Annotated in this window: 19 protein-coding genes; 6 read left to right on the top strand and 13 right to left on the bottom strand. The window is 44.1% G+C overall.

What is annotated here, in order from left to right; all coding sequences use genetic code 11:
* Positions 1–134: 134 nt before the first annotated feature.
* The 3 genes from ACF8OV_RS17825 to ACF8OV_RS17815 all read right to left on the bottom strand — a co-directional run bounded on the left by ACF8OV_RS17825 (position 135) and on the right by ACF8OV_RS17815 (position 2,629).
* Positions 135–464, bottom strand: a complete 330-nt coding sequence (locus ACF8OV_RS17825; protein ID WP_317675827.1) for a hypothetical protein — start codon at positions 462–464, stop codon at positions 135–137.
* A 624-nt stretch (positions 465–1,088) separates the two neighbouring features.
* Positions 1,089–2,075, bottom strand: coding sequence for a DUF4238 domain-containing protein (locus tag ACF8OV_RS17820; RefSeq protein ID WP_317675828.1), 987 nt, complete (start codon positions 2,073–2,075; stop codon positions 1,089–1,091).
* Between the two features lie 146 nt (positions 2,076–2,221).
* A complete protein-coding gene (locus tag ACF8OV_RS17815; protein WP_050937337.1) occupies positions 2,222–2,629 on the bottom strand; it encodes a hypothetical protein in 408 nt (135 codons plus the stop codon).
* A 234-nt stretch (positions 2,630–2,863) separates the two neighbouring features.
* On the opposite strand from ACF8OV_RS17815, the gene ACF8OV_RS17810 reads away from it, so the two are divergent.
* The gene (locus ACF8OV_RS17810; RefSeq protein ID WP_203504633.1) at positions 2,864–3,826 is read left to right on the top strand and encodes an integron integrase; all 963 of its coding nucleotides are present in this window, start codon (positions 2,864–2,866) and stop codon (positions 3,824–3,826) included.
* A 50-nt stretch (positions 3,827–3,876) separates the two neighbouring features.
* On the opposite strand, the gene ACF8OV_RS17805 is transcribed toward ACF8OV_RS17810, so the two are convergent.
* From ACF8OV_RS17805 to ACF8OV_RS17770, 8 genes are all read right to left on the bottom strand, one after another.
* A complete protein-coding gene (locus tag ACF8OV_RS17805) occupies positions 3,877–4,350 on the bottom strand; it encodes a DUF2947 domain-containing protein (protein ID WP_005458833.1) in 474 nt (157 codons plus the stop codon).
* Positions 4,351–4,363: 13 nt separating this feature from the next.
* The gene (locus ACF8OV_RS17800) at positions 4,364–4,951 is read right to left on the bottom strand and encodes an HD domain-containing protein (RefSeq protein WP_015296938.1); all 588 of its coding nucleotides are present in this window, start codon (positions 4,949–4,951) and stop codon (positions 4,364–4,366) included.
* A gap of 1 nt (position 4,952) precedes the next feature.
* Positions 4,953–5,537 carry a ribosomal protein S5-alanine N-acetyltransferase gene (gene rimJ / locus ACF8OV_RS17795; protein ID WP_005458831.1) on the bottom strand — a complete coding sequence of 195 codons (585 nt, stop codon included), beginning with the start codon at positions 5,535–5,537 and terminating at the stop codon, positions 4,953–4,955.
* Positions 5,538–5,573: 36 nt separating this feature from the next.
* Positions 5,574–7,118, bottom strand: coding sequence for a transcriptional regulator TyrR (gene tyrR / locus ACF8OV_RS17790; RefSeq protein ID WP_025626649.1), 1,545 nt, complete (start codon positions 7,116–7,118; stop codon positions 5,574–5,576).
* 100 nt (positions 7,119–7,218) lie between these two features.
* Positions 7,219–8,259 carry a YcjF family protein gene (locus tag ACF8OV_RS17785; RefSeq protein ID WP_025795033.1) on the bottom strand — a complete coding sequence of 347 codons (1,041 nt, stop codon included), beginning with the start codon at positions 8,257–8,259 and terminating at the stop codon, positions 7,219–7,221.
* Positions 8,256–9,632 carry a YcjX family protein gene (locus ACF8OV_RS17780; RefSeq protein WP_025636846.1) on the bottom strand — a complete coding sequence of 459 codons (1,377 nt, stop codon included), beginning with the start codon at positions 9,630–9,632 and terminating at the stop codon, positions 8,256–8,258. Before ACF8OV_RS17780 ends, ACF8OV_RS17785 begins: the two co-directional genes overlap by 4 nt.
* A 211-nt stretch (positions 9,633–9,843) precedes the next feature.
* Entirely contained in the window at positions 9,844–10,029 is a 186-nt protein-coding gene (locus tag ACF8OV_RS17775) for a hypothetical protein (protein ID WP_005458825.1), read from the bottom strand.
* A gap of 173 nt (positions 10,030–10,202) precedes the next feature.
* Complete coding sequence (locus ACF8OV_RS17770) at positions 10,203–11,720, bottom strand: fumarate hydratase (RefSeq protein WP_005376905.1); 1,518 nt, start codon at positions 11,718–11,720, stop codon at positions 10,203–10,205.
* Positions 11,721–11,991: 271 nt separating this feature from the next.
* Between ACF8OV_RS17770 and pabB the strand changes: the two genes are divergently transcribed.
* Positions 11,992–13,356, top strand: a complete 1,365-nt coding sequence (pabB, locus tag ACF8OV_RS17765; protein ID WP_258496271.1) for an aminodeoxychorismate synthase component I — start codon at positions 11,992–11,994, stop codon at positions 13,354–13,356.
* A gap of 134 nt (positions 13,357–13,490) precedes the next feature.
* On the opposite strand, the gene ACF8OV_RS17760 is transcribed toward pabB, so the two are convergent.
* Together ACF8OV_RS17760 and ACF8OV_RS17755 are read right to left on the bottom strand one after the other, a co-directional pair.
* A complete protein-coding gene (locus ACF8OV_RS17760) occupies positions 13,491–15,191 on the bottom strand; it encodes an ATP-binding protein (RefSeq protein ID WP_258496269.1) in 1,701 nt (566 codons plus the stop codon).
* 7 nt (positions 15,192–15,198) lie between these two features.
* Positions 15,199–15,738, bottom strand: a complete 540-nt coding sequence (locus tag ACF8OV_RS17755) for a heme NO-binding domain-containing protein (protein WP_258496268.1) — start codon at positions 15,736–15,738, stop codon at positions 15,199–15,201.
* 284 nt (positions 15,739–16,022) lie between these two features.
* Between ACF8OV_RS17755 and ACF8OV_RS17750 the strand changes: the two genes are divergently transcribed.
* The 4 genes from ACF8OV_RS17750 (at position 16,023) to ACF8OV_RS17735 (ending at position 21,709) form a co-directional block, all read left to right on the top strand.
* A complete protein-coding gene (locus tag ACF8OV_RS17750; RefSeq protein ID WP_203504643.1) occupies positions 16,023–16,622 on the top strand; it encodes a CoA pyrophosphatase in 600 nt (199 codons plus the stop codon).
* A gap of 354 nt (positions 16,623–16,976) precedes the next feature.
* Positions 16,977–18,230: a serine transporter gene (locus ACF8OV_RS17745; RefSeq protein WP_005458812.1), complete on the top strand. Its 1,254-nt coding sequence runs from the start codon at positions 16,977–16,979 to the stop codon at positions 18,228–18,230.
* A gap of 98 nt (positions 18,231–18,328) precedes the next feature.
* Positions 18,329–19,690, top strand: coding sequence for an L-serine ammonia-lyase (locus ACF8OV_RS17740; protein ID WP_005483216.1), 1,362 nt, complete (start codon positions 18,329–18,331; stop codon positions 19,688–19,690).
* A gap of 303 nt (positions 19,691–19,993) precedes the next feature.
* Positions 19,994–21,709, top strand: coding sequence for an EAL domain-containing protein (locus ACF8OV_RS17735; protein ID WP_123767662.1), 1,716 nt, complete (start codon positions 19,994–19,996; stop codon positions 21,707–21,709).
* Positions 21,710–21,740: the final 31 nt, after the last annotated feature.

The raw sequence follows: 21,740 nt of genomic DNA, 5'->3' as shown, positions 1-21,740 counted from the left end.
CTGTTAAGGGGTGAGCAACGCAACACCGTAGCCGCCGCATTCCACCTTAATCACTAAAATCAACGCATAGTAAAAATGCCACGCGTTGCGAATCCCTCTTAAACAGTTTGTTAGCACACAGTTGCTTAAGACAATTACAGGCCTAATTCATTTAGTTCTGAGTCAATGATTTTTTCTGCCTCTTTTAGTTGCGTTTCTGCATACCCTAAGTAGATAACAAAATCCGCATCGGTGACTGGTGAGAGAGGGTTTTCGATAAACTCTAAACATTGTTCTAGGGAGCGCTTAACTTCTCTATACCAAAGAACATTTTGAACGGCTTCTTCACCGTAAGTTGATTGAATAGCGTTGCGAACATCTTCAAGTTGCTCTAGTTTTGCTTTAGTAGCCGCAGCTGACAGAGCTTTCTCATATCTGCCTTCAACTATCTTGCTAAACAGATGATCTATAAATACCTTTTTCATTATTTCTCCTTAATTTCAATATAAGTTTGTGTGCTAACGCCGCGTTAAGGGGTGCAGGCACGCAATACAAAAGCTACCGCACAGTGCCGTAACCACCGAACTCAACGCAAACTAAAAATGCCACGCGTGCCAAATCCCACTTTAACGCTTTGTTATGCTTAAGCTTCAATGGGTTACGTTTTTCTGGAAACAAGATTAACTCGGCTTTGATTAACAAACAAAAGCCAAAACGTAGAAAACCTAAATGACTCATAGTTTTGAAAATCGGGCTTTGAAATTCGGCCGCTAAAACTCAAAAACCGAAGATCAAATTGCTGATTGAGCCAGCTACCCTAACCTCGCGATTACCTGAAAATTGATAGAGGCAACTCTCTGAATTTTCAGCGCCAAAGAATAAGTGTCCGAAAAACAGCGTCCAATGAAGCTAACTTGCCGACAAACTCGAAACCAACCAGCCGAGGGAACAAAGAAAAACCATAAACCACTGATTTTGCGCGATTAAGCATAACGCCGCATTAAGGTGTGAACAACGCTACCACGAAACCTAACCTTACCACCGTAAACACTGAACTCAACGATGGAATGAAAAATGCCAAGCGTTGAGAATCACTCTTAAATGCTTTGTTAGAAAGCTGGTTGATTTGACACGAAATTACTTTGAGTTTGTATCTCAGGATTCGTTTTCATCATATCTTTAGCTAACTCAAAACTAGAAGTGTTTGAGTACACAAACCTAGAAGACTGAATTACTTGTAGTGAGTTATGAAACTCTAAGTTTTCAGGGTTTAACGTCGTAGTCAATTTATTGTCGATTTGCTTTAATAACGAGATGCTCTCCGACAAATCAATTAACTCAGCTTGTCCCAACATTAGCGACACCTCGTACGCTCTTAAACTTTCCCTAAGTTCTTGGATCAACTCTGAGCACATAAAGTGTAAGCAAAATTTTGATGAAATCGGGAAGTAAAACTCAATTCCCTTTAAGCCAATTCCGAGATTTCCTCTTCCCTCCCTTGGCTGGTTGTTATGCTTTACTATTGGGTTATCTGAAATATAGAACGAATGCCCTTTCGGAGCCTTTAGAAGTACAACTTCTTTGTTCAATACATCTTTCGCCAGTTCACCTGGCAAAGAGTTCAGAATGTCTATCGATGCGCTTTTAACTTCGCTTTGAGACATTTCGGAAAAATTGCTCACATCCTTATTTGGATCAACACCTTGTGACCTTATAAGATGGGACATAGATCTATTGAATTCAGCTAGAAATTCACGAGTATGATTCGTTCTAATAATCTGAACAGCAACAAACAAGCAAATTAGTTGGTGCTCTTCATTGCTAATATCTGATATTGACTCGGCTTGTACAATTTTATCTAGAATTGGCGCACAACTACTCTCAAGGCTAGATAACTTGAGCTCGGTACTAGAGCCATAACCTAAATGATCGTCTTGGTAAAAGTTATTCTCATGCCCAGTATCACGTACATGTGATGCGAAAAAGCGTAGTTTTCTTTTATCGAAAACATAAATACGTTTTTTCTTACCTTGAGCAAACTTTTTCAGAATAAACTGAGGTACATAATGATGTTTTTTGGGTTCGTTCTTACTCATTTATTTCCTTTTGCTTTCTAACGCCCTGTTAAGGGGTGAGCAACGCAATACCAAAGCTCCCGCATACCACCTTAAACACTAAAACCAACGCATAGTGAAAATGCCACGCGTTGCGAATCCCTCTTGAACAGATTGTTAGCTGTGTACTACAACACTAGCATTAAAATCAAAGGTCCCAAAGCTGCGACAACCATCATCAAAAACCAGAGATAAATCATCAATGATAGGTAGAGCGAAAATATCCCTTTTACAGAATTTTCCAGCTCGATACCTTTATTGTTCTGTAAAAAGTACGCTAACTCTGCCCTAGGAATGGAGCCTGCAACTTTTCGAAACTTTAGCTTCAAAAGCATAAGACCCATTGAGGTAGGTACACTAAGCATCAACAGATACAACATGTAAGACATGAAGGTGTTTTCGGGAGATTTATTACCTGAAACTATAGCCGCAATAATGATGACTAAGAGTAGAGAGGAAAAACCTTTAAATGATGAAAAGACTGAGTCTCGCGTTTTAACATATAGCCAAAATAACGGCTTATCGATTATTTTCATTTGTTTCTCAAACAGCTAACGCTTTCTATACCGCAAATAGCGGCCTTTCTCGCACGCTACCGCCTTCTTTCCTGACAAAAGAAAAGCAAATCCTAGCACTTATCTTCATGAAACAAATAGAAAAGTAGTATGAATATGTGTGTTTGAACACGCAATTAGACGGCAAAAAGCATGATAACTGGGCCAGTATTGATAAATTACAATACCTGTATAAATAAACAGTCTCATAATGTTATGAAAAGTCAATTTCTGCTAAGTGTAAAAGAGCATATGCTTACTCGCCATTATGCCAACAAAACTATCGAGAGTTACCTATTCTGGATAAAGCGCTTTATTGTATTCCACCAGCTTGCTCATCCATCGAAGTTATCTGAAGACGACGTTATTCGATTTCTCAGCCACCTCGCTATCGATGAAAAAGTTGCAGTCAAAACTCAAGCATTGGCGCTGAATGCTATTTCGTTTTTATATCGAGACTTTTTTAAAACCCCGCTTTCCCTGGATATGATGTTCCAAAAATCACTGACGGAAAAGAAGCTCCCTGTTGTTTTGACTCGCGATGAAGTCCGCAGGTTTGTGCAACATATCGATCCGAGATATAAGCTTCACATCCAACTCCTATACGGTTCTGGGCTTCGAATTATGGAATGCCTTAGACTAAGAATCCAAGACATAGATTATGACTATGGTGCAGTGAGAGTCTGGCAAGGGAAAGGTGGAAAAAACCGTACGGTCACATTGGCGAAAGAGCTCCATGAGCCGCTAAAATCGCAGATGAACTTAGCAAGAAACTACTACTTCAAGGACCGGCATGTACCCGGATACGCAGGTGTTTACATCTCTGAAGGTTTACGCCGTAAATATCCGAATGCAGAATTAGATTTCAATTGGCACTTTTTGTTTCCGTCTAACAAGTTAAGTGTCGACAAAGAGACAGGGCAACTGCGAAGACATCATATAAATGAAAGCGCAATTCAAAGAGCGGTAAAGCGCTCCGCGCTCGATGCAAGCATAGAAAAAACGGTTACCTGTCACACGTTAAGACATAGCTTTGCAACGCATTTATTGGAATCTGGTGCCGATATTAGAACAGTACAAGAGCAGCTTGGCCACACCGATGTAAAGACCACACAAATATATACCCACGTGATTGAGAGAGGTGCAGGCGGAGTCCTAAGCCCTTTATCAAGTCTTTAAAAAAACAAAAGCCACCTGGTTGGTGGCTAGTATCATGAGCAGGTGATGTGTTAGTGACGCTCACCAAGTTTAACCATTCCTTTTGAGTCAAACCACAATGCTTGCGAGCGGCGACGACCAATAAGAATTGGACCATCATCATAGAACAAAAAGTTCTTCCAATGCTTTTTAAAAATCGACCATTTTGTTTCTATGACATTGTACTTTTCGTAACAGAAATACACGGTCACATCATCTTGCCAATCGATATGTGCATCAACTTCTTGTGGCATTTCAGGCTCATCCGATTCCCATGCAGCCATCCAATCTACAGATTCTAACCAATTTGATTCACTCATCGGCCAATCTTGTGAGCTTAGGCGGTCCATATCAGGGCTTTGCGCGCTAATGTTCTCTTTCCAAAATTGCGCAGAACGAGCTTGGCTCATCGGCTTGATAAATGCCAAATCTTCTTCTGGCACTGGCATCGACTGATGCGTAAAAATCCATTTTCTTTGGTATTCATCCAAAGGCAAATAAGACATTCAGTCTCCTTTATTACGATTTCAGCCAACCTTTCTCTGTGGCTTCTTCAATCAACTCTTTCGCTTTGTCCCACAAGGTAACAGAGCCAAATTCAATTCGTTTATTAATTGTAAGCGCCTGTTCACGCGTTACACTATTCTCTTTCCAACTTTGACCATTGTTATGGTAGTTCAAGAGCATGGGAATTAAACGATCAAGCGCTTTTGCATATTTTGCATCATCACTCTGCGCGGCTTCAAATTCTTGCCAAAGCGCTAATAATTCTTGCCCTTGATCTGTTGGTAGCATACCAAATAAGCGTTCAGCGGCTTTTATTTCTTTTTCTGCTTGCTCTTTTGTAGCGGCAGTATCATAAACAAACGTGTCGCCTGCGTCGATCTCAACAACGTCATGTATCAATAGCATTTTCATCACTCGACAGATATCGACTGGTGCATTTGCGTGCTCTTCCATTAAGACTGCCATCAATGCGACATGCCAACTGTGCTCACCACTGTTTTCAAGACGACCTTCGGCACTTTTCACCCGAGTACGACGCAATACGCTTTTGAGCTTATCAAGTTCAATGAGTAATGCTAACTGCTTTTCTAATCGATCCATATTAGCGCCCTTCTTGCTGCCAATGAGGGTTAGTTAATGATGTCAGCACATGGTCTTGCCATTCACCATTGATCAAAAGGTAATCTTTTGCGTAACCTTCTTTGCTAAACCCGACAAACTCTAGCACGGCTTCACTGCGTTTGTTATGAGGCATATAGCCGGCTTGGATACGATGCATTTTTTGCACGTTAAACATGTAGTCGCATGCCATTTTTAACCCACGACGCATATAGCCGTGACCTTGTGCCTCTTCCGCCAAGGAATAGCCAACGTTACAGCTATAAAATGGAAAACGACTCATACTGCTGAAAGAAATCGTTCCTAGCATGCGCCCTGTATCAACATGAATTAGCAAGCAATAGTAGCCAAGCCCCATGCGATGGAGCTCGTTCAACTTAATCAGTTTTTGGAGCCAACCATTAACAGAGAAAAACGCCTCTTCTCGCTTTGGTTCAAATGGCTTCAAATAATCGCGATTAGATTGAAAATACGCCGCGATCATATCGGCATCACCGATTTCAGCGGTTCGTAGAAGCAAGTCGCCGTCCAACTTGTGAACGGCGATTGATGAACTATGATCTTCCATTACAAACGACAACTTCCATTTTCTTGATTACCCGCGTTAATTCTTACGAATCCCATAGTCACGTAACTTATTCGCAATAGACGTATGCGATACGTTCAAACGCTTCGCTAACTTACGACTTGACGGGAACGACTGGTACAAACGCTCCAACACCTGGGATTCATAATCGCGCATTATCTCGTCCAAAGAACCATCAATATTAAGCGTTGCACTGCCCCCGCCAACTGACTGCGGCTGTGGCAAATTAAAATGTTCGGCTTTCAGTAAATGACCATCCATTTCTGTTAGCGCTCGCAACACCATATTATCTAGCTGACGCATGTTACCCGGCCATTGGTAGCTGCCCAGATCATCAACCAGACCTTCATCCAGCTCCGGCTTATCGATACCCAGCTGCTGCGCGTGTTTTGTCACGAACAAATCCAGCAAAGGTGCCACATCATTCGAGCGCTTACGCAGTGGAGGAATGCTTAGCGTGAGTACATTGAGGCGATAATACAAATCTTCACGGAACATACCCGCTTCAGAAAGCTCAGCAAGGTTATGTTTTGTCGAAGCAATAATGCGAACGTCTACATGCATTTCATCTTCTGCACCAACACGACGGAAGTTACCATCTTGTAGAAAACGAAGAAGTTTGATTTGCAGATGAGCACTCATCTCACCAATTTCATCAAGAAATACCGTACCGCCATTTGCCTGTTCAAAAATACCTTTGTGGCCTTGTTCGTGATTGAATGAACCCGGCGCATGACCAAACAGCTCGGTTTCTGCAACGTCATCTGGCATGGATGCACAGCTCAACACAAGGAATGGTTTACTCGCACGGCTTGAACGACTATGACAGGCTTTTGCGAGCATTTCTTTGCCAGTACCTGTTTCACCTTCGATTAGTAGCGGTTGATCCAGAACAGAAAGCTTCTTAGCCTGATTAATCAAGGCTTTATGTCGGTTTGATATTCCTACGAAGTGCTCAAAACCCAATGGATTATGCAACGGTAGTCTTTCTTCGATTTGCGTGCCGTGCTGGCTTGTTCGAATCGTCATCAAAGTGCTTGCAAGCGTAGAATTCTGCGCTTCGTCTCTGATATAGACAGGCATGAGCTCTAAGATGTAATCCAACCCATCAATGACTAGGTTTTCACGAGTACGAGCGTTCACTCCTTCAGACCAACGAGAGAAACGGACGCTTGGTAATAACGCACCAATCTGAGTGCCAATGACTTCTTGTTTATGCAGGCCGAGTAGCGACAAAGCAGACATGTTCGCCATATCGACAGCACCTTTGAGGTCGATTGCAAAAACCGGGTCCGGCAAATTATCAACCAACGAAAGCAGCTCAGTGTTGTGGCGCTCCATTGGCATAAATTGGATTTTACGTACGTCTTTAACCCCCGGGATACGGCGGATTTCAGCCATCAACTCACTAAAAGTATCAAAATCAATATCTGGGCAATTTAAATAGATGATGCCACTGATATCGATTTCAATACCACGTAAGTCGATACTTTTAGACGCTAAAATATCGAGCAGTTCTCGGGTAAGACCGAGTCTATCTTCACATAAGACTTCAAGACGCACTGAAAATATCCCAATTCACAACTGTCAGGAAAAGTTGACAGTAGTTTCTATCAAGCTTGTAATGGCGTCAAGCAATCCTATCGGTCAAAGGTGATATTCGTTACGGTTTCATCGTGATTGATGCAACTTTCGCCACCACGGCTTTGCGGATAGTCCCGAGTTTGACTTGGCGATCAGGATACCAAGGAAGCGGACGCAGTAAGGCCATCGCTTTCAATCCTAAACGCGCAGTAAGAATCCCCACGCCGAGCCCCTGCCCTGCACGAGCAGATACTTTGCCAGCAAGATCCATCGACATCAAATCCATACCGGCGTCAATGGCTAACTCACTTGCGCCTGCCGCTGCCATATTGACGAATACCGCTCTCAATAGCTTGATGCGCGAAGCATAACCTAATTCAACGCCATACACCTTGGATAAGTTATCGATCATTTTGAAGTTTCGCCACGCCACCAGCAGCATATCAGCGGCGGCAAGTGGACTTACCGCAACTAACGCAGCAGACTCAGTCGCGTGCTGAGAAACCACTTTTGTAGCGAGCTTGTCTTGTTGACTAACGACCATAGAATCGTACATATCAAGGATTTCCGCATCACTGTGTGCTGGGTTAATGCTGTTCTGCCAGCGATCAAAGCCTGGGTTCTCTGCTAATACACCACTCTGTTCCGCCACCTTTTCGCAAAACACCTTGCCTTTACCCACACTGTCACTGTGAACGAGCAGTTCGGCTTCTTCTTGAATGCTGAAATGATTTCTTAATTTACGTAGTTTCCAGAGTTCTTTACCGATAGCACCTAGGCCCAATGATGACACAGCAGTAATGAAACCCGCCCAGCCTAATGCTAGCCAGTCAGCTGTTTGCACCGCAGTGACAACTGAGTCCACAGCCTGCCACCCGACCAATCCGGCAAAAGTAGCAAACACGCCGGTTGCGAGCCACTTTCTGCCCGGCCTAGGGCGAATCACGTGTTCAAGTTGCAGTTCTTGTTCGGTTTCAATTCGATCTTCTTCTATCTTCACTGGTACAAAAGTTTCTTTTTCACTGAATGTCTTTTGCGCTGTTAACTCTGGTGAATCCGATTGCTGCTCTTTCTCTAGTGCTTTTTCAGAGAAAATTTGTTTCTGCTTCAATTCGCTCATTTCAATTTGTCTCCTAGCAGATAATCCAGTGCTTTATCTAGACGTATGTGTTTCATCGGTTCATCACTTGCTGACGGCATAGGACGGAAGGAAGTAAAGTCGAAACCACTGTTTTGCCAATAGGCGGCATTAGGTAGCTTCTTCGGCACCTCTCCTGGGAACATCGTCATTGCCTCACCGATTAAGGTCGTCCCCTGTAACGCAGAAATGGTTTTGTCGCCTGAGGTAATAAACCCTGAAGTGGTCGCTTGGATGGAGGCAATGCTCATACAACTCATTTCAATGTTCTCATAAGCAGCGGTTTGCCATGCTGGGTGCACCATTTGTTGCAGTAGAGAGACAAGATGCGGATGCTGATCTGGTGTCACGTGATCGGCCTTGGTGGCGGCAAATAGCACTTTGTCTATTTTTGGCGAGAACAAACGACGCAAAAAGCTACTGCGACCATAACGAAAGCTGTGCATGATCTGCTCAAGAGCCTGACGCATATCATAAAACGCCTCGTCGCCAGCATTAAGTGGCTGTAAACAATCCACCAGCACAATTTGGCGGTCAAATGTTGCAAAATGGTGCTTATAAAACGCTTTCACGACTTTTTGCTGATATTCATGAAAACGCGCTTCCAACATGGCTAAGTTGCTGCCTTTAGGCGCTTTGCTTTCCGATTCAAATCGACAAGGAAAGAACTGCAACACCGGTGCACCAGCAAGCTCCCCTGGTAACACAAATCGTCCTGGCTGAACCCAGTGCAGCCCAGCATCTTTACAAGCATGGAGATAATCCGTGTAAGCGTGAGCCACTTTCTCTAGCTGTTTTTCGTCTGCATCCGCATTGAGCTCAATCTGTTCGAGTTCAGCTAGCCATGCTTGAGCTAACTCTTTGCGTTTGCCGTTCAGCGCGTCAAACTGCGTTTGAGACCAACTCGAAAAATTCATATCGAGCAAAGGCAAGTCCAATAGCCATTCCCCCGGATAGTCGATGATGTCAACATTGAGAACCGCCGTTTTACTGAGCAGCTTCTTGGTCGTTTTCTTTGGTTTGTATTTTAAAGCTAGGCGAATTTCGCTCACATCACGCGTTGGCACAGGCCATTGTGGTGGGTTCGCATGAATCTGGCTCATCGCCTCGTCGTAAGCAAAGCGAGGCACCATCATATTAGTTTGAGGTTCACGCTTTGCACCAATAAGACGTTTGTCTCTCGCGGCGGTCAATAAAGGTAGATTGTCGTGAGTGGCGGTGTGAAGCAACTGATTAACCAAAGACGTGATAAAGGCCGTTTTACCCGCTCGGGATAACCCAGTTACCGCAATTCTTACATTAGAATCCATACCACGGCTGATAAAGTCGTTCACTTCTTGCTTTATTCTTTTCATAGTTTTTATTTATCTCACCAGTTTTTATACCCAACGCTTCAATAGAAGTAACTTGAGTATCACGAGTCTAAGTTTACCAACCTTAATCAAAGATGAACAAAATCTGCAATCTAGTGCTGACCTCGATAAGTGTAAAATATTGCTGCCTATAAACGGAAAAGCCTCTGAATCACTTCAGAGGCTTATATATTCTAACTAGAGGCTTAATGTTCTAATCTTCTTCAATCAGCTTGTAGATAACAAAGAGTGCGATTTCAAGAACAAACCAAAGCACACAAGTGATGGTGACGTATTTTTCATCAAAAATACTGATACCGTGAAGAATCAAGTCGTAGCCAACAAAGCCACCAACCACTACAGCAAGAATAATTTGTAGAATCTGAATAAAACGAGGCATGCCGTCTCCTAATTATTGTTCGCATAACGTTTGATTGCTATGCCCTAAGGTTTATATCTACATTATATAGACAAAAAGTGCAGTTTTCGCTGCACTTTTGTCAAATGTTTGCTAGGTAAATCAGCACCTTGTCACATTCTCTCTACTGAGACAATGTAAGATTGCCTTTTGCCTTACGCTTCCATCTCTTGAATTTTCACTTTCCAAGTGTCTGGACCGATTTGGTGCGCGTTAACACCATTTGAGTCGACAGCCACTGTTACTGGCATATCTTCAACTTCAAATTCGTAAATCGCTTCCATACCTAAATCTTCAAATGCAACAACGCGAGCTTTCTTGATCGCTTTCGCCACCAAGTACGCAGCGCCACCGACAGCCATTAGGTAAACCGCTTTGTGATTCTTAATAGATTCAACCGTTGCAGGGCCACGCTCAGCTTTGCCGATCATGCCCATGATACCGGTTTTTTCTAGCATCATATCGGTGAATTTATCCATACGCGTTGATGTTGTTGGGCCAGCAGGACCGACGACTTCATCACCAACTGCATCGACAGGGCCTACGTAGTAAATGAACTTACCGTTTAGATCTACGCCTTCTGGTAGACCTTCACCGTTATCTAGCATGCCTTGAATACGTTTATGCGCCGCATCACGACCAGTCAGAATTTTACCTGATAGAAGAACGGTTTCGCCTGTCTTCCACTCTTGTACTTCTTCTTTAGTGATCGTGTCTAAGTTTACGCGACGCGTATTTTCGCCCGCTTCCCAAGTAATGTCTGGCCAATCTTCTAGTTTAGGTGGCGTTAGCTCTGCTGGGCCGCTGCCATCAAGCGTGAAGTGTACGTGACGAGTCGCCGCACAGTTCGGGATCAAACAAACAGGCTTAGAAGCCGCGTGCGTTGGCGCCGTTTTGATCTTAACGTCGACAACAGTCGTCAAACCGCCAAGGCCTTGCGCGCCGATACCAAGTTTGTTCACGCGATTGAAGATATCAAGACGAAGCTCTTCTTCTGCGTTTTGTGGACCACGGTCGATAAGCTCTTGAATATCGATGTGTTCCATTAGAGATTCTTTTGCCAATACCGCTGCTTTTTCAGCCGTACCGCCAATACCAATGCCAAGCATGCCTGGTGGACACCAGCCCGCGCCCATTGTTGGTAGCGTTTTCTCTACCCACTCAGCAATATCGTCAGATGGGTTTAGCATCACCATCTTAGTTTTGTTTTCACTACCGCCGCCCTTCGCTGCGATCTGAATTTCAACTTTATCGCCCGGTACCATGTTGATGTGTACGACAGCAGGCGTGTTGTCTTTGGTATTAATACGTTTACCGGCAGGATCCATAAGTACTGACGCACGCAACGGGTTATCTGGGTTCGTATACGCTTGTCGGACACCTTCATCTACCATCTGCTGAACCGTCATGTCGGTTGAGTCCCATTGCACGCCCATACCGATGTTGACGAAACACGTCACGATGCCAGTATCCTGACAAATTGGTCGGTGACCTTCTGCTGACATTCGGGAGTTAATTAGGATCTGAGCAATCGCGTCTTTCGCGGCTTGACTCTCTTCGCGGTGATAGGCTTTTTCAAGAGCTTGAACAAAGTCTAGCGGGTGGTAGTAAGAAATATACTGTAGCGCATCAGCGACACTGCTGATTACATCCTGCTTGCGTATTACCGTCATTACATGCCTCGTTATAGTTATGCTTCCATTATTGGCTTGGCTTCAATCGTGTTTGTTGAGCTTATTGCTCTTTTGAGCTTCGTTTTTTTATAAACAATTGTCGAACGGCTGATATCGACACACGAAACGCTGAAGTCGCCTACTTGTAAACCATCTCAAAACCCTATGAATAGAGGGAGTTTGGCTATACAGAGGAATATGATACTCTTGCTGCCCATGACATGCCATGCAGTGAACGATCTCTTTGTCACAAATTACACAAATGAACAACATGGACAATCAATTCATTGATTTTAAAGCGCTGGAATACGCACCAGAGTTTGCTCTTCACCTCTTTTCTCGCATTCAACACCAGCCTTGGGCGATGTTGCTGCGTTCTGCATCAAAAACGCATATCGATAGTCGCTTTGATGTGTTGGTTGCCAACCCAATTGCAACCTTAGAAACCATTGCCGACAGCACACAAATTGAAACGCCATCGAATGCCTATTCAACTCAAGATGACCCATTCACGCTGCTTCATCAGTTGCAAGAACAGTGGCTTCCTCACGTTGAGTTAAATAAAGAATTGGATTTACCTTTTGTCGGCGGAGCGCTCGGTTACTTCAGTTACGATTTAGGTCGACGCGTAGAAACAATGCCAGAACAGGCCGAAAAGGATCTCAACACGCCTGATATGGCGGTAGGTCTGTATGAATGGGCCGTCGTTGTTGACCACAAACTTAAAAAAGCATGCTTAGTCGGTCAGAACATCGAGCAAGCTTGGCAATGGTTAGACAAGCAAGAAGCGGAGCAAAGCATAGACTTCGCTCTGTCCGGCGATTGGCAGTCAAACATGACGAAAGAGAGCTACGCCACTCGCTTTGACAAGGTGCAAGAATACTTGTTGAGCGGTGACTGCTATCAGATCAATTTGGCGCAACGCTTTAACGCACCGTATCAAGGCAGCGAGTGGCAAGCGTATCTGAAATTGGAGTCCGCCAACCAAGCGCCATTCTCAGCGTTTATCCGTATGCCTGAGTCTTCGATTTTGAGTATCTCTCCAGAGCGATTTTTAGAACTCAAAGATCGCGTCATTGAAACGAAACCAATCAAAGGTACTCGCCCACGCAGCGAAGATCCAAAGCAAGATAACGCTAATGCCCATGACTTGCAGACAGCGGAAAAAGATCAGGCAGAAAACCTGATGATTGTCGATTTGCTGCGTAATGACATTGGTCGAGTTGCATCACCGGGTAGCGTTCACGTGCCAAAGCTGTTTGATATTGAAAGCTTCCCTGCCGTGCATCATTTGGTGAGCACCATTCGTGCGAATTTGGACGAGCAATATTCTCCTGCAGATTTGCTACGAGCCTGCTTCCCGGGCGGTTCAATTACGGGCGCACCTAAAGTTCGCGCAATGCAGATCATTGAAGAGTTAGAGCCACATCGACGCAGCGCGTATTGCGGCAGTATTGGCTACATTTCTCGCCATGGTCGTATGGATACCAGCATCACCATCCGTACTCTCGTCGCGGAAAATCACAAACTGTACGCTTGGGCTGGCGGCGGCGTCGTTGCAGATAGCGATTGTGCCTCTGAATATCAAGAAACGTTGGATAAGCTTTCAAAGATTTTGCCAGCGCTGCAATCGTAGGTTTCGGACGAAAACAAGTCAAAACGCCTCCAGTACGGAGGCGTTTTTGTGAGCGTTGTTTGTATGCCCTTTAGCGGTTAGCCGTTAGCCGTTAGCCGTTAGCCAATAAGCATCCGTTTTTTAAGAGGCAGCGTCTACTGCTCAAGCCACTTACACATGATCTGCTCAATATCGGTTGCGGTGTACGGCTTAGTGAGGATGTCGTCCATGCCTGAGTCAATGCACTTTTGACGTTCTTCAATCGTTGTGCCTGCTGTTAAGGCGATGATAGGACGGTCGAAGCCTTTTTGTCGCAAGTGAGCCGTTGCTTCGTAGCCATCCATTTCCGGCATTCGACAATCCATAAATATCAATTCGTAATCTTTGTTTTTAACCGCTTCTAGCGCTTCCAAACCATTGGCTTTTAAATCAGGAGTAATGTCGAGCTTTTTCAGCATCTGCGTCACAATGACTTGGTTCATTCGGATATCATCCACTACCAATATCGAGCGCCCCGCTAAGTCGCTTCGTTCGACAACAGCCAACTCACCCGACGCTGCACCTTGAGCTTGCCCCTCTTTTAAAGGGATGGAGACTTTAAAGGTTGTACCTTTGCGCTCTTCACTTTCGAAACTGATCTCACCTTGCATTAAATCCACGAGGTTCTTACAAATCGCTAAGCCCAAACCTGAGCCTTCAAAACTGCGTTTTGCCGAGCGGTCAACTTGTACAAAAGGGTCAAACAACGAACTTTGCGCCGCTAACGGTATCCCAATCCCGGTATCTTCCACCTCAAAAAACGCAGTGCCGTTTACCCACTCGACTCGCAAGACCACGCCGCCCAAATGGGTAAATTTGATCGCGTTCCCAATCAAATTAACTAAAATTTGGGTGATTCGTTCTAAATCGCCAATCAGAAACTCCGGAATGCCTAACTTCTTATCGATAGAAAAATGAATGCGCTTCTCTGCCGCTTTCGCCGCAAATACGCCCGTAATGGCTTTTTCGAGATCATCCCACGCAAAAACCTTGTCGATAATTTCCATCATGCCAGCATTCATCTTGCTGAAATCGAGCAAGTCGTTGATGATGACGCGAAGTAAATCGCCCGACTGAATCAAATTACCGAGATATTGCCGCTGATCTTCTCCCAACTGAGTTTTGCTTAACAGCTCTGCGCTGCCGAGTACGCCATTAAGTGGCGTTCTTAACTCGTGATTAATCATTGCGACAAACTCTTTCGTCGCTTTTTCTGACTCTTCCGCTCGCTTTCTTAACTCGACTTCACGTTCAAGGCTGAGGTGACGGCTGATCACGCCGTGAACCAAATCAGAAACCAGTTCCATTTGTTTGGAGATAAAAGCTTGCTCAATTTGTTCCAGCGACACAGAAAATATCAGTTCGCCAACGACTCGCTCATCAATGATGATGGGTAAATGTAGCGCCTCATTCTGCCAATTGGGTGCTCGAGCGATAGGTTTGTCACTTTTTAGATCCAAATGCCCGAAATGATGACGACGTAAAGAAGTGAGTTGGACAGGATCAAGGTATAAATACGAAGCGGTAATAACGGAATTGGACGTCAGTTGCTCAAGAAAACTGGCAATCATTGTCTCGTCGAAAGTGCTGGAAAGGAATGTCCGTCCAAACCGAATAAGCGTGGCATCAATTTTTTCTTCAAACTCAAACTTGCGCAGATCGCTTTCCGATCGAAGCTCTAGCTTCTTTAACGCGACGCTCAATTTTTGCGTCGATTCGTAGAGCTCATAACTTTTTTGCTCTAAAAGCAGTTCTGCCGCCTTTCTTGAGGCGATTTCTCGTTTGAGTTTCCTTTCTAATGAGGAGTTACCCGTCATACTCTTCTTATTGTGCCTCCAGCCAAAATCGAACTTGGCTTCCGTCTTCGGTTTGGTTTTGGTGCGTAATACGAATGACCTGCCCAAAGTGCGCAGCACAGCCTTTGAGCAACCCCAAACAAACATGCGCCATACACCTTGCACTGTGGTAGTCGAACACCAGTTCTGACTGTGTTTCGCTGATAAAATCGAACTTAGGCGGATTGGCGTCTGGGTAAAGTTTTTTAACTTCTACATGAATAAAGCTTTCTACATGTCGAACAAATTGAAAAGTACTGTCGCACTGCTGCAAGCTTGCATGACTGGGAATGGAGCGTAGCAGGTTCAAAAATACGCTTTCACCAAACACTTCTTGTAACTGCTCTGGGGGAATATTAGAAACTTTGCTGAGATTGACGATCAGTTTGACTAAGTCTCGGTGGTCATAACTACCGACAGAGGTATATACCCCTTCGTCATCGGAAAGTTCGAGCACTTGGTCAAGCACTTCAAGTCCAAATTTGCTTTCCACTAACTCCATGAACTCGGTAAAGATTATCCCTTTCATTGGCAAACACCAACCTCATTGCAACGCCTTAAAAATAAGAATGGTGTATAACCCTATAAGTTTCAAATCAATATGCTTCGGCAGAATGAGACACAAAGCACAAAGCAAAAGGTTGCCTAGATGTGAAGCGATTTTCCTTTAACATTTGAGCTTCCTGTTTTATCAACAATGAGGCGGAGCGCACTCACCACTCATTTTCTCACTCAAGCACGCTCGATTCCGGAGTTTAGGGTTATTATCTTGGGTGTATAATAATGAGTAGGCACGAAAATTAGGGGTTCGGTTTGGTTATCGACAAAACAAAATTGCTGCAAAACTTTCAATTTCATCTTCCGACGGGTTATCACAAGGAGTCTCTTACCCGCCTGAATTTTATGAAAGGTAAACCGCTTCGAGACGCCGCGGTGCTGATTGGTTTCGTAGATAGACCTGAAGGCCTACAAGTGATTTTGACCAAGCGAGCCGAACATCTTCGGCATCATCCAGGGCAAATCAGCTTTCCTGGCGGTAAGTTTGAACCCGAAGATATCCATCTGGTGAATACGGCGCTTCGTGAGACTAATGAAGAGGTCGGTATAGAAGATAAACACATTCATGTGTTCGGTCAGTTGCCAAAACTGCCAACGATTAGTCAATTTAATGTGACACCATTTTTGGCCTTTATTTCTCCAGATTACAAAACGCATATTGACCCAAATGAGGTCGAGTCGGTTTTTGAGGTACCAGCCAACCATATTTTGAACCCAAATAAGCTCTACAGCAGTAAGTTTGAGTTAAAAAGAAGCAGTCATCGTGTATTTGCTATCCCATATCGTCAACATTTCATCTGGGGCATGACGGCACAGATCATTGAGTCGATGCAAAAGCACATCATTTCCGGCTAAATCTCTCCTCTTTCATTCGATAATGATCATACGACCAATGCGATCATTATGTGCATCAATATTAATAAAACGTTACTTCATAAACATTCATTCACATTAGATTAATTTGCCATTTTCACCGCAAACGCTTGCGGTGAAATAAATTTATACAAATCGCCCTATTGATAAGTTTTTCTAATTTTACTCATTAGCAATAATCACGAGTAGCACATCATTTTCGTGATAAAAAGCAGGTTTTTGACATATCATTCAATAAGCACGAGCAATACATGATTTAGATCTAATTTTCCTAGTGTAAAATCTTGCAAAATTGCCCGCGACTTATTTCCTGTTCCCAAAATGAGTAACTCAAAAATGAATACAACTACTTCTGCGGTTTCTACCGCACAATCGTCTAGTAAGTTTACTTACAAAGACTTCACCTGGTGTCTGTCTCTGTTCGGCACGGCAGTAGGTGCAGGTGTACTTTTCCTTCCTATTAAAGCTGGTGCGGGTGGTTTTTGGCCATTAGTAATCCTAGCTCTAATCGCGGCACCAATGACTTGGTTCGCACACAAATCTCTAGCTCGCTTCGTTCTTTCAGCTAAGAACCCAGAAGCAGACATCACTGACACAGTAGAAGAACACTTCGGTAAAACTGGCGCAAACCTTATTACGTTCGCATACTTCTTCGCTATTTACCCAATCGTACTTATCTACGGTGTTGGTATCACAAACACGGTTGACTCTTTCCTAGTTAACCAAATGGGCATGGAATCGATTCCTCGCTGGCTACTTTCTGGTGCGCTTATCGCAGCAATGACAGCAGGCGTAGTATTCGGTAAAGAACTGATGCTGAAAGCAACTTCAGCAATGGTTTACCCTCTAGTGTTCATCCTATTGGCGTTGTCTTTCTACCTAATCCCTGAGTGGAACACGTCTATGATTGAAGTGGCTCCAGACTGGGCTGCAATGCCAACTATCGTTTGGTTAGCAATTCCTATCATCGTATTCTCATTCAACCACAGCCCAATCATTTCTCAGTTCTCTAAAGAGCAACGCATGCAATACGGCGACGAAGCTTACAAGAAAACAGACATGATCACTGGCGGTGCAGCGATGATGCTAATGGGCTTTGTTATGTTCTTCGTATTCTCTGTAGTACTTTCTCTATCTCCAGAGCAACTAGCATCTGCGAAAGAACAAAACATCTCTGTACTTTCTTACCTAGCGAACATCCACGAATCTCCACTGATCTCTTACATGGGTCCATTGGTTGCATTCGCGGCGATCACTTCTAGCTACTTCGGTCACTTCCTAGGTGCACACGAAGGTCTAGTAGGTCTAATCAAATCTCGCTCACAATCTCCAGTAAGCAAGATCGAAAAAGGTTCTCTACTGTTCATCGTTATCACTACTTGGATTGTGGCTATCGTTAACCCAAGCATCCTAGGCATGATCGAAACAATGGGCGCGCCAATGATTGCGGCAATCCTATTCTTGATGCCGGTATTCGCGATGCAAAAAGTTCCAGCAATGGCGAAGTACAAAACTTCAGCACCTGTGCAAATTTTCACAGCAATCTGTGGTCTTGCAGCAATTACTTCTGTAATCTACGGCGCTCTTTAATCATCCCTGTTTTTTAACAGAATGATTAATCCAAAAATATAACGATAAAATTAAGCCTCCCAACTCCCCTTGGGAGGCTTTCTTCTGAGGTAATCGATATGATTAGTGTTTTTGATATCTATAAAATCGGTGTTGGTCCTTCAAGCTCACACACTGTAGGCCCAATGAAAGCGGGTAAAGAGTTTATTGATGATCTTCGTGCAATGGGAAAACTGCGCGACATCACTAAAATCACCGTTGACGTTTATGGATCACTATCACTGACAGGGAAAGGTCACCACACAGATATTGCTATCATCATGGGTCTTGCGGGCAACTCCCCTGAGAAAGTTGATATCGATTCTATTCCGGGCTTCATCGCTCGCGTAGAAGAAACTGAGCGCCTTCCTGTTGGCATGCACTGTCATACAGTATCGTTCCCACGTGAAGGTGGAATGAACTTCCACAAAACGAACCTTGAGCTACACGAAAACGGCATGCAAATCCACGCTTGGATTGATGACGAAAAAGTGTACTCAAAAACTTACTACTCTATCGGTGGTGGCTTCATCGTTGATGAAGAGAACTTCGGTAAAGAAGCTGAGAACCCAATCAAGGTTCCTTACGAGTTCACAACAGCTGAAGAGCTGGTTAACCAGTGTAAAGAAAGCGGTCTTTCTATCAGCGCGCTAGTGATGAAGAACGAACAAGCACTTCACTCAGACGAAGAAACTCGTACTTACTTCGCGAACATCTGGCGCACGATGCGCGAATGTATGGATCGCGGTATGAACGAAGAAGGCATTCTGCCTGGTCCACTACGTGTACCTCGTCGTGCTGCAGCACTTCGTCAGCAACTGCTTACTTCTGAGAAAACAACGAACGACCCAATGTCTGTTGTTGACTGGGTAAACATGTTCGCTTTCGCAGTAAACGAAGAGAATGCAGCCGGTGGCCGTGTTGTTACCGCACCGACTAACGGCGCTTGTGGCATCATCCCAGCTGTATTGGCTTACTACGATAAGTTCATCCAAACTGTGACTGAAAAAGATTACATCCGTTACTTTGCCGCTTCTGGCGCAATCGGTGGTCTTTACAAGCGCAACGCGTCAATCTCTGGTGCAGAGGTTGGCTGTCAGGGTGAAGTTGGCGTGGCATGTTCTATGGCGGCGGCTGGCCTTGCGGAGCTTATGGGTGGTAGCCCAGAGCAAGTATGTATGGCAGCAGAAATCGCGATGGAGCACAACCTAGGTCTAACTTGTGACCCAGTTGCAGGTCAGGTTCAAGTTCCATGTATCGAGCGTAACGGTATCGCAGCTGTAAAAGCGATCAACTCAACTCGTATGGCACTACGTCGTTCTTCTGCTCCTACTGTATCTCTAGATAAAGTTATCGAAACAATGCTAGAGACTGGTAAAGACATGAACGCGAAATACCGCGAAACTTCTCAAGGCGGTCTAGCGATCAAAGTGATTTGCTAATCGTCTCGTTATAAAAAAGATATCGATAAGCCCGAGTGAATACTCGGGCTTTTTTTATCTAAAATACGATGAGGTACGCACATGCAGACGTATTTGAAGCATCACCCGTCATTGCCTTATTCCTGCCGATATTTCTGTTTGTCCCGGCTAAAAACCAGTCAGAGCCTACTCTCGCTGTAGCTCATAAAAAAAACTAAAACTGTTACTATATCCAAATGTTTAGGATATCCCCGTACAAAATCACACCCTTCACTTCTCATTATTGATAACGTAGCCAAAATTTAAATTGGAGCTTATCAACACATGATTAGGTTTGAACTTGGAAACCAAATCTGCGTTTGCTTGTCCGAAAACGACATTTCTTTAGAGATCAACAACACACTCCACCACGCCATCCCTGTTAGTTCAAATGAGTATGCCATTCTTTCAACTATTGCTACTTACGGCAGTTTAAATGCGCCGATCAGTCAGCGCGTTATTGAGAGAAAAATCACTCAACACTACAAGATGGCTTTGCCAGAAAATGGATTTAAAAACGCGGTGGCAGCATTGAGAAAGAAGTTTCGCAAGCTCACGGAAGATCACGTTTCTCCCACGAGAAACATCATAGAAAACATTCACAGGACGGGATATTTCATCCCTTTTACCATGCTACATACTCACCAAAGCGGCATCTATCAACAAAAGAGAATCAACCAACACACGAAAAACAGCGTCAGAAAAGCCTTTCGTATTTGCTTGCGGAATAAAAGGATATACACCGACATCGCTTGGGTGTTGCTGGTTACTACAGCTATCTTTTTCTTGGTCTGCTATTACGCCATCAACAGTATTGTGAAACACAACTATTTAGATAGCGCATTGGACATTGCCGACAGCCTGTCTCAGATGAGTTGCTATGCTGATGAAGACCAACTAAAAGGGTTGTTTGATAACGTAAAGCTCGTTGAATCCAGCATGATGTTGGATCGCTTTAATATCCGCTGCTTGGTCACGCCAGAGGCGGTGGTTCCCGTCAGCCAAAAAGCGTTCAACGAGTGGAGCGATAACAGCAATTACACGACTCAATCCTTCGACATCAACAACGCCACCATTTTAGTTCGTGTGAAAAACATCAACTTACAGAATAACGTGGAGAGCCACATCTCGCGCTTTTTCCTTTCCGGGATGAAGCTTTACACCAACACAGGTACGTCGTTCGAAATTGGCAACACCAACGGGCGATACTTTCACTATCAAATTAAAGATACAGGCTATAAAGAGGTGTATTACATCTCAGGACCTTTTAAGAGCATCATTTTGTTGAGCCTGTTCTTTTTAGTGATACTAAGGCATCGGTCGCTACAAGCGTTCATCACGTATCTGTTTGCTATTCGAGAATTTCATATCAAGCTCGAACCGATCTACAACACCTCAACGCAGCAAAATATTCACTACGAAGCCCTTTCTCGATTCAAAGTGAAGAACACCCAAAGGTTCATCGAAACACTCATCAGCAATGGACTGCTTTTGATCCACACGATCTTGGTGATCCGAGCAATTTACGCCAAACAGCCGACTTTGTTGGTACCCATCAGCATCAATGTGTGCCCTTCTCTTCTACGAGGTAGAAACTTCTCAACTCTTTATCAAGAACTCGCGAGCAGAGACTGCCGTTTACTGACCATCGAAATCACGGAGAACGCGTCCATGTACTACACCTCCGAGATCTACGACAACGTCGCGAAACTAAAATTACTGAACTGCAAAATCAGCATTGATGACTTTGGTACTGGCAACAACAACGTGTCACTTATCAGCAAAATCAATCCAGATTATTTGAAAATAGATCGGGAGTTTGTGATTGGTTTAAAGTCGGATGATAAGAAAGTGGAAACGCTGCGTCAGTTGATTGCGATGGGAAACACTTACCGCTGCACAGTCATCGTCGAAGGCGTCGAAACCGCAGATAGTGCTCACTTACTCACAACGTTAGGAGCCTACATTCATCAAGGTTACTTCTATCCTCTGCATTTCTAGCTTTTCTTAATGCCGCGAGTTACTTAAACTA

Origin of the sequence: Vibrio sp. GLN_1, assembly GCF_043106015.1 — a bacterium.
GTDB classification, from domain to species: domain Bacteria; phylum Pseudomonadota; class Gammaproteobacteria; order Enterobacterales; family Vibrionaceae; genus Vibrio; species Vibrio parahaemolyticus.
This window is presented reverse-complemented; position numbering and strand designations above follow the sequence as displayed.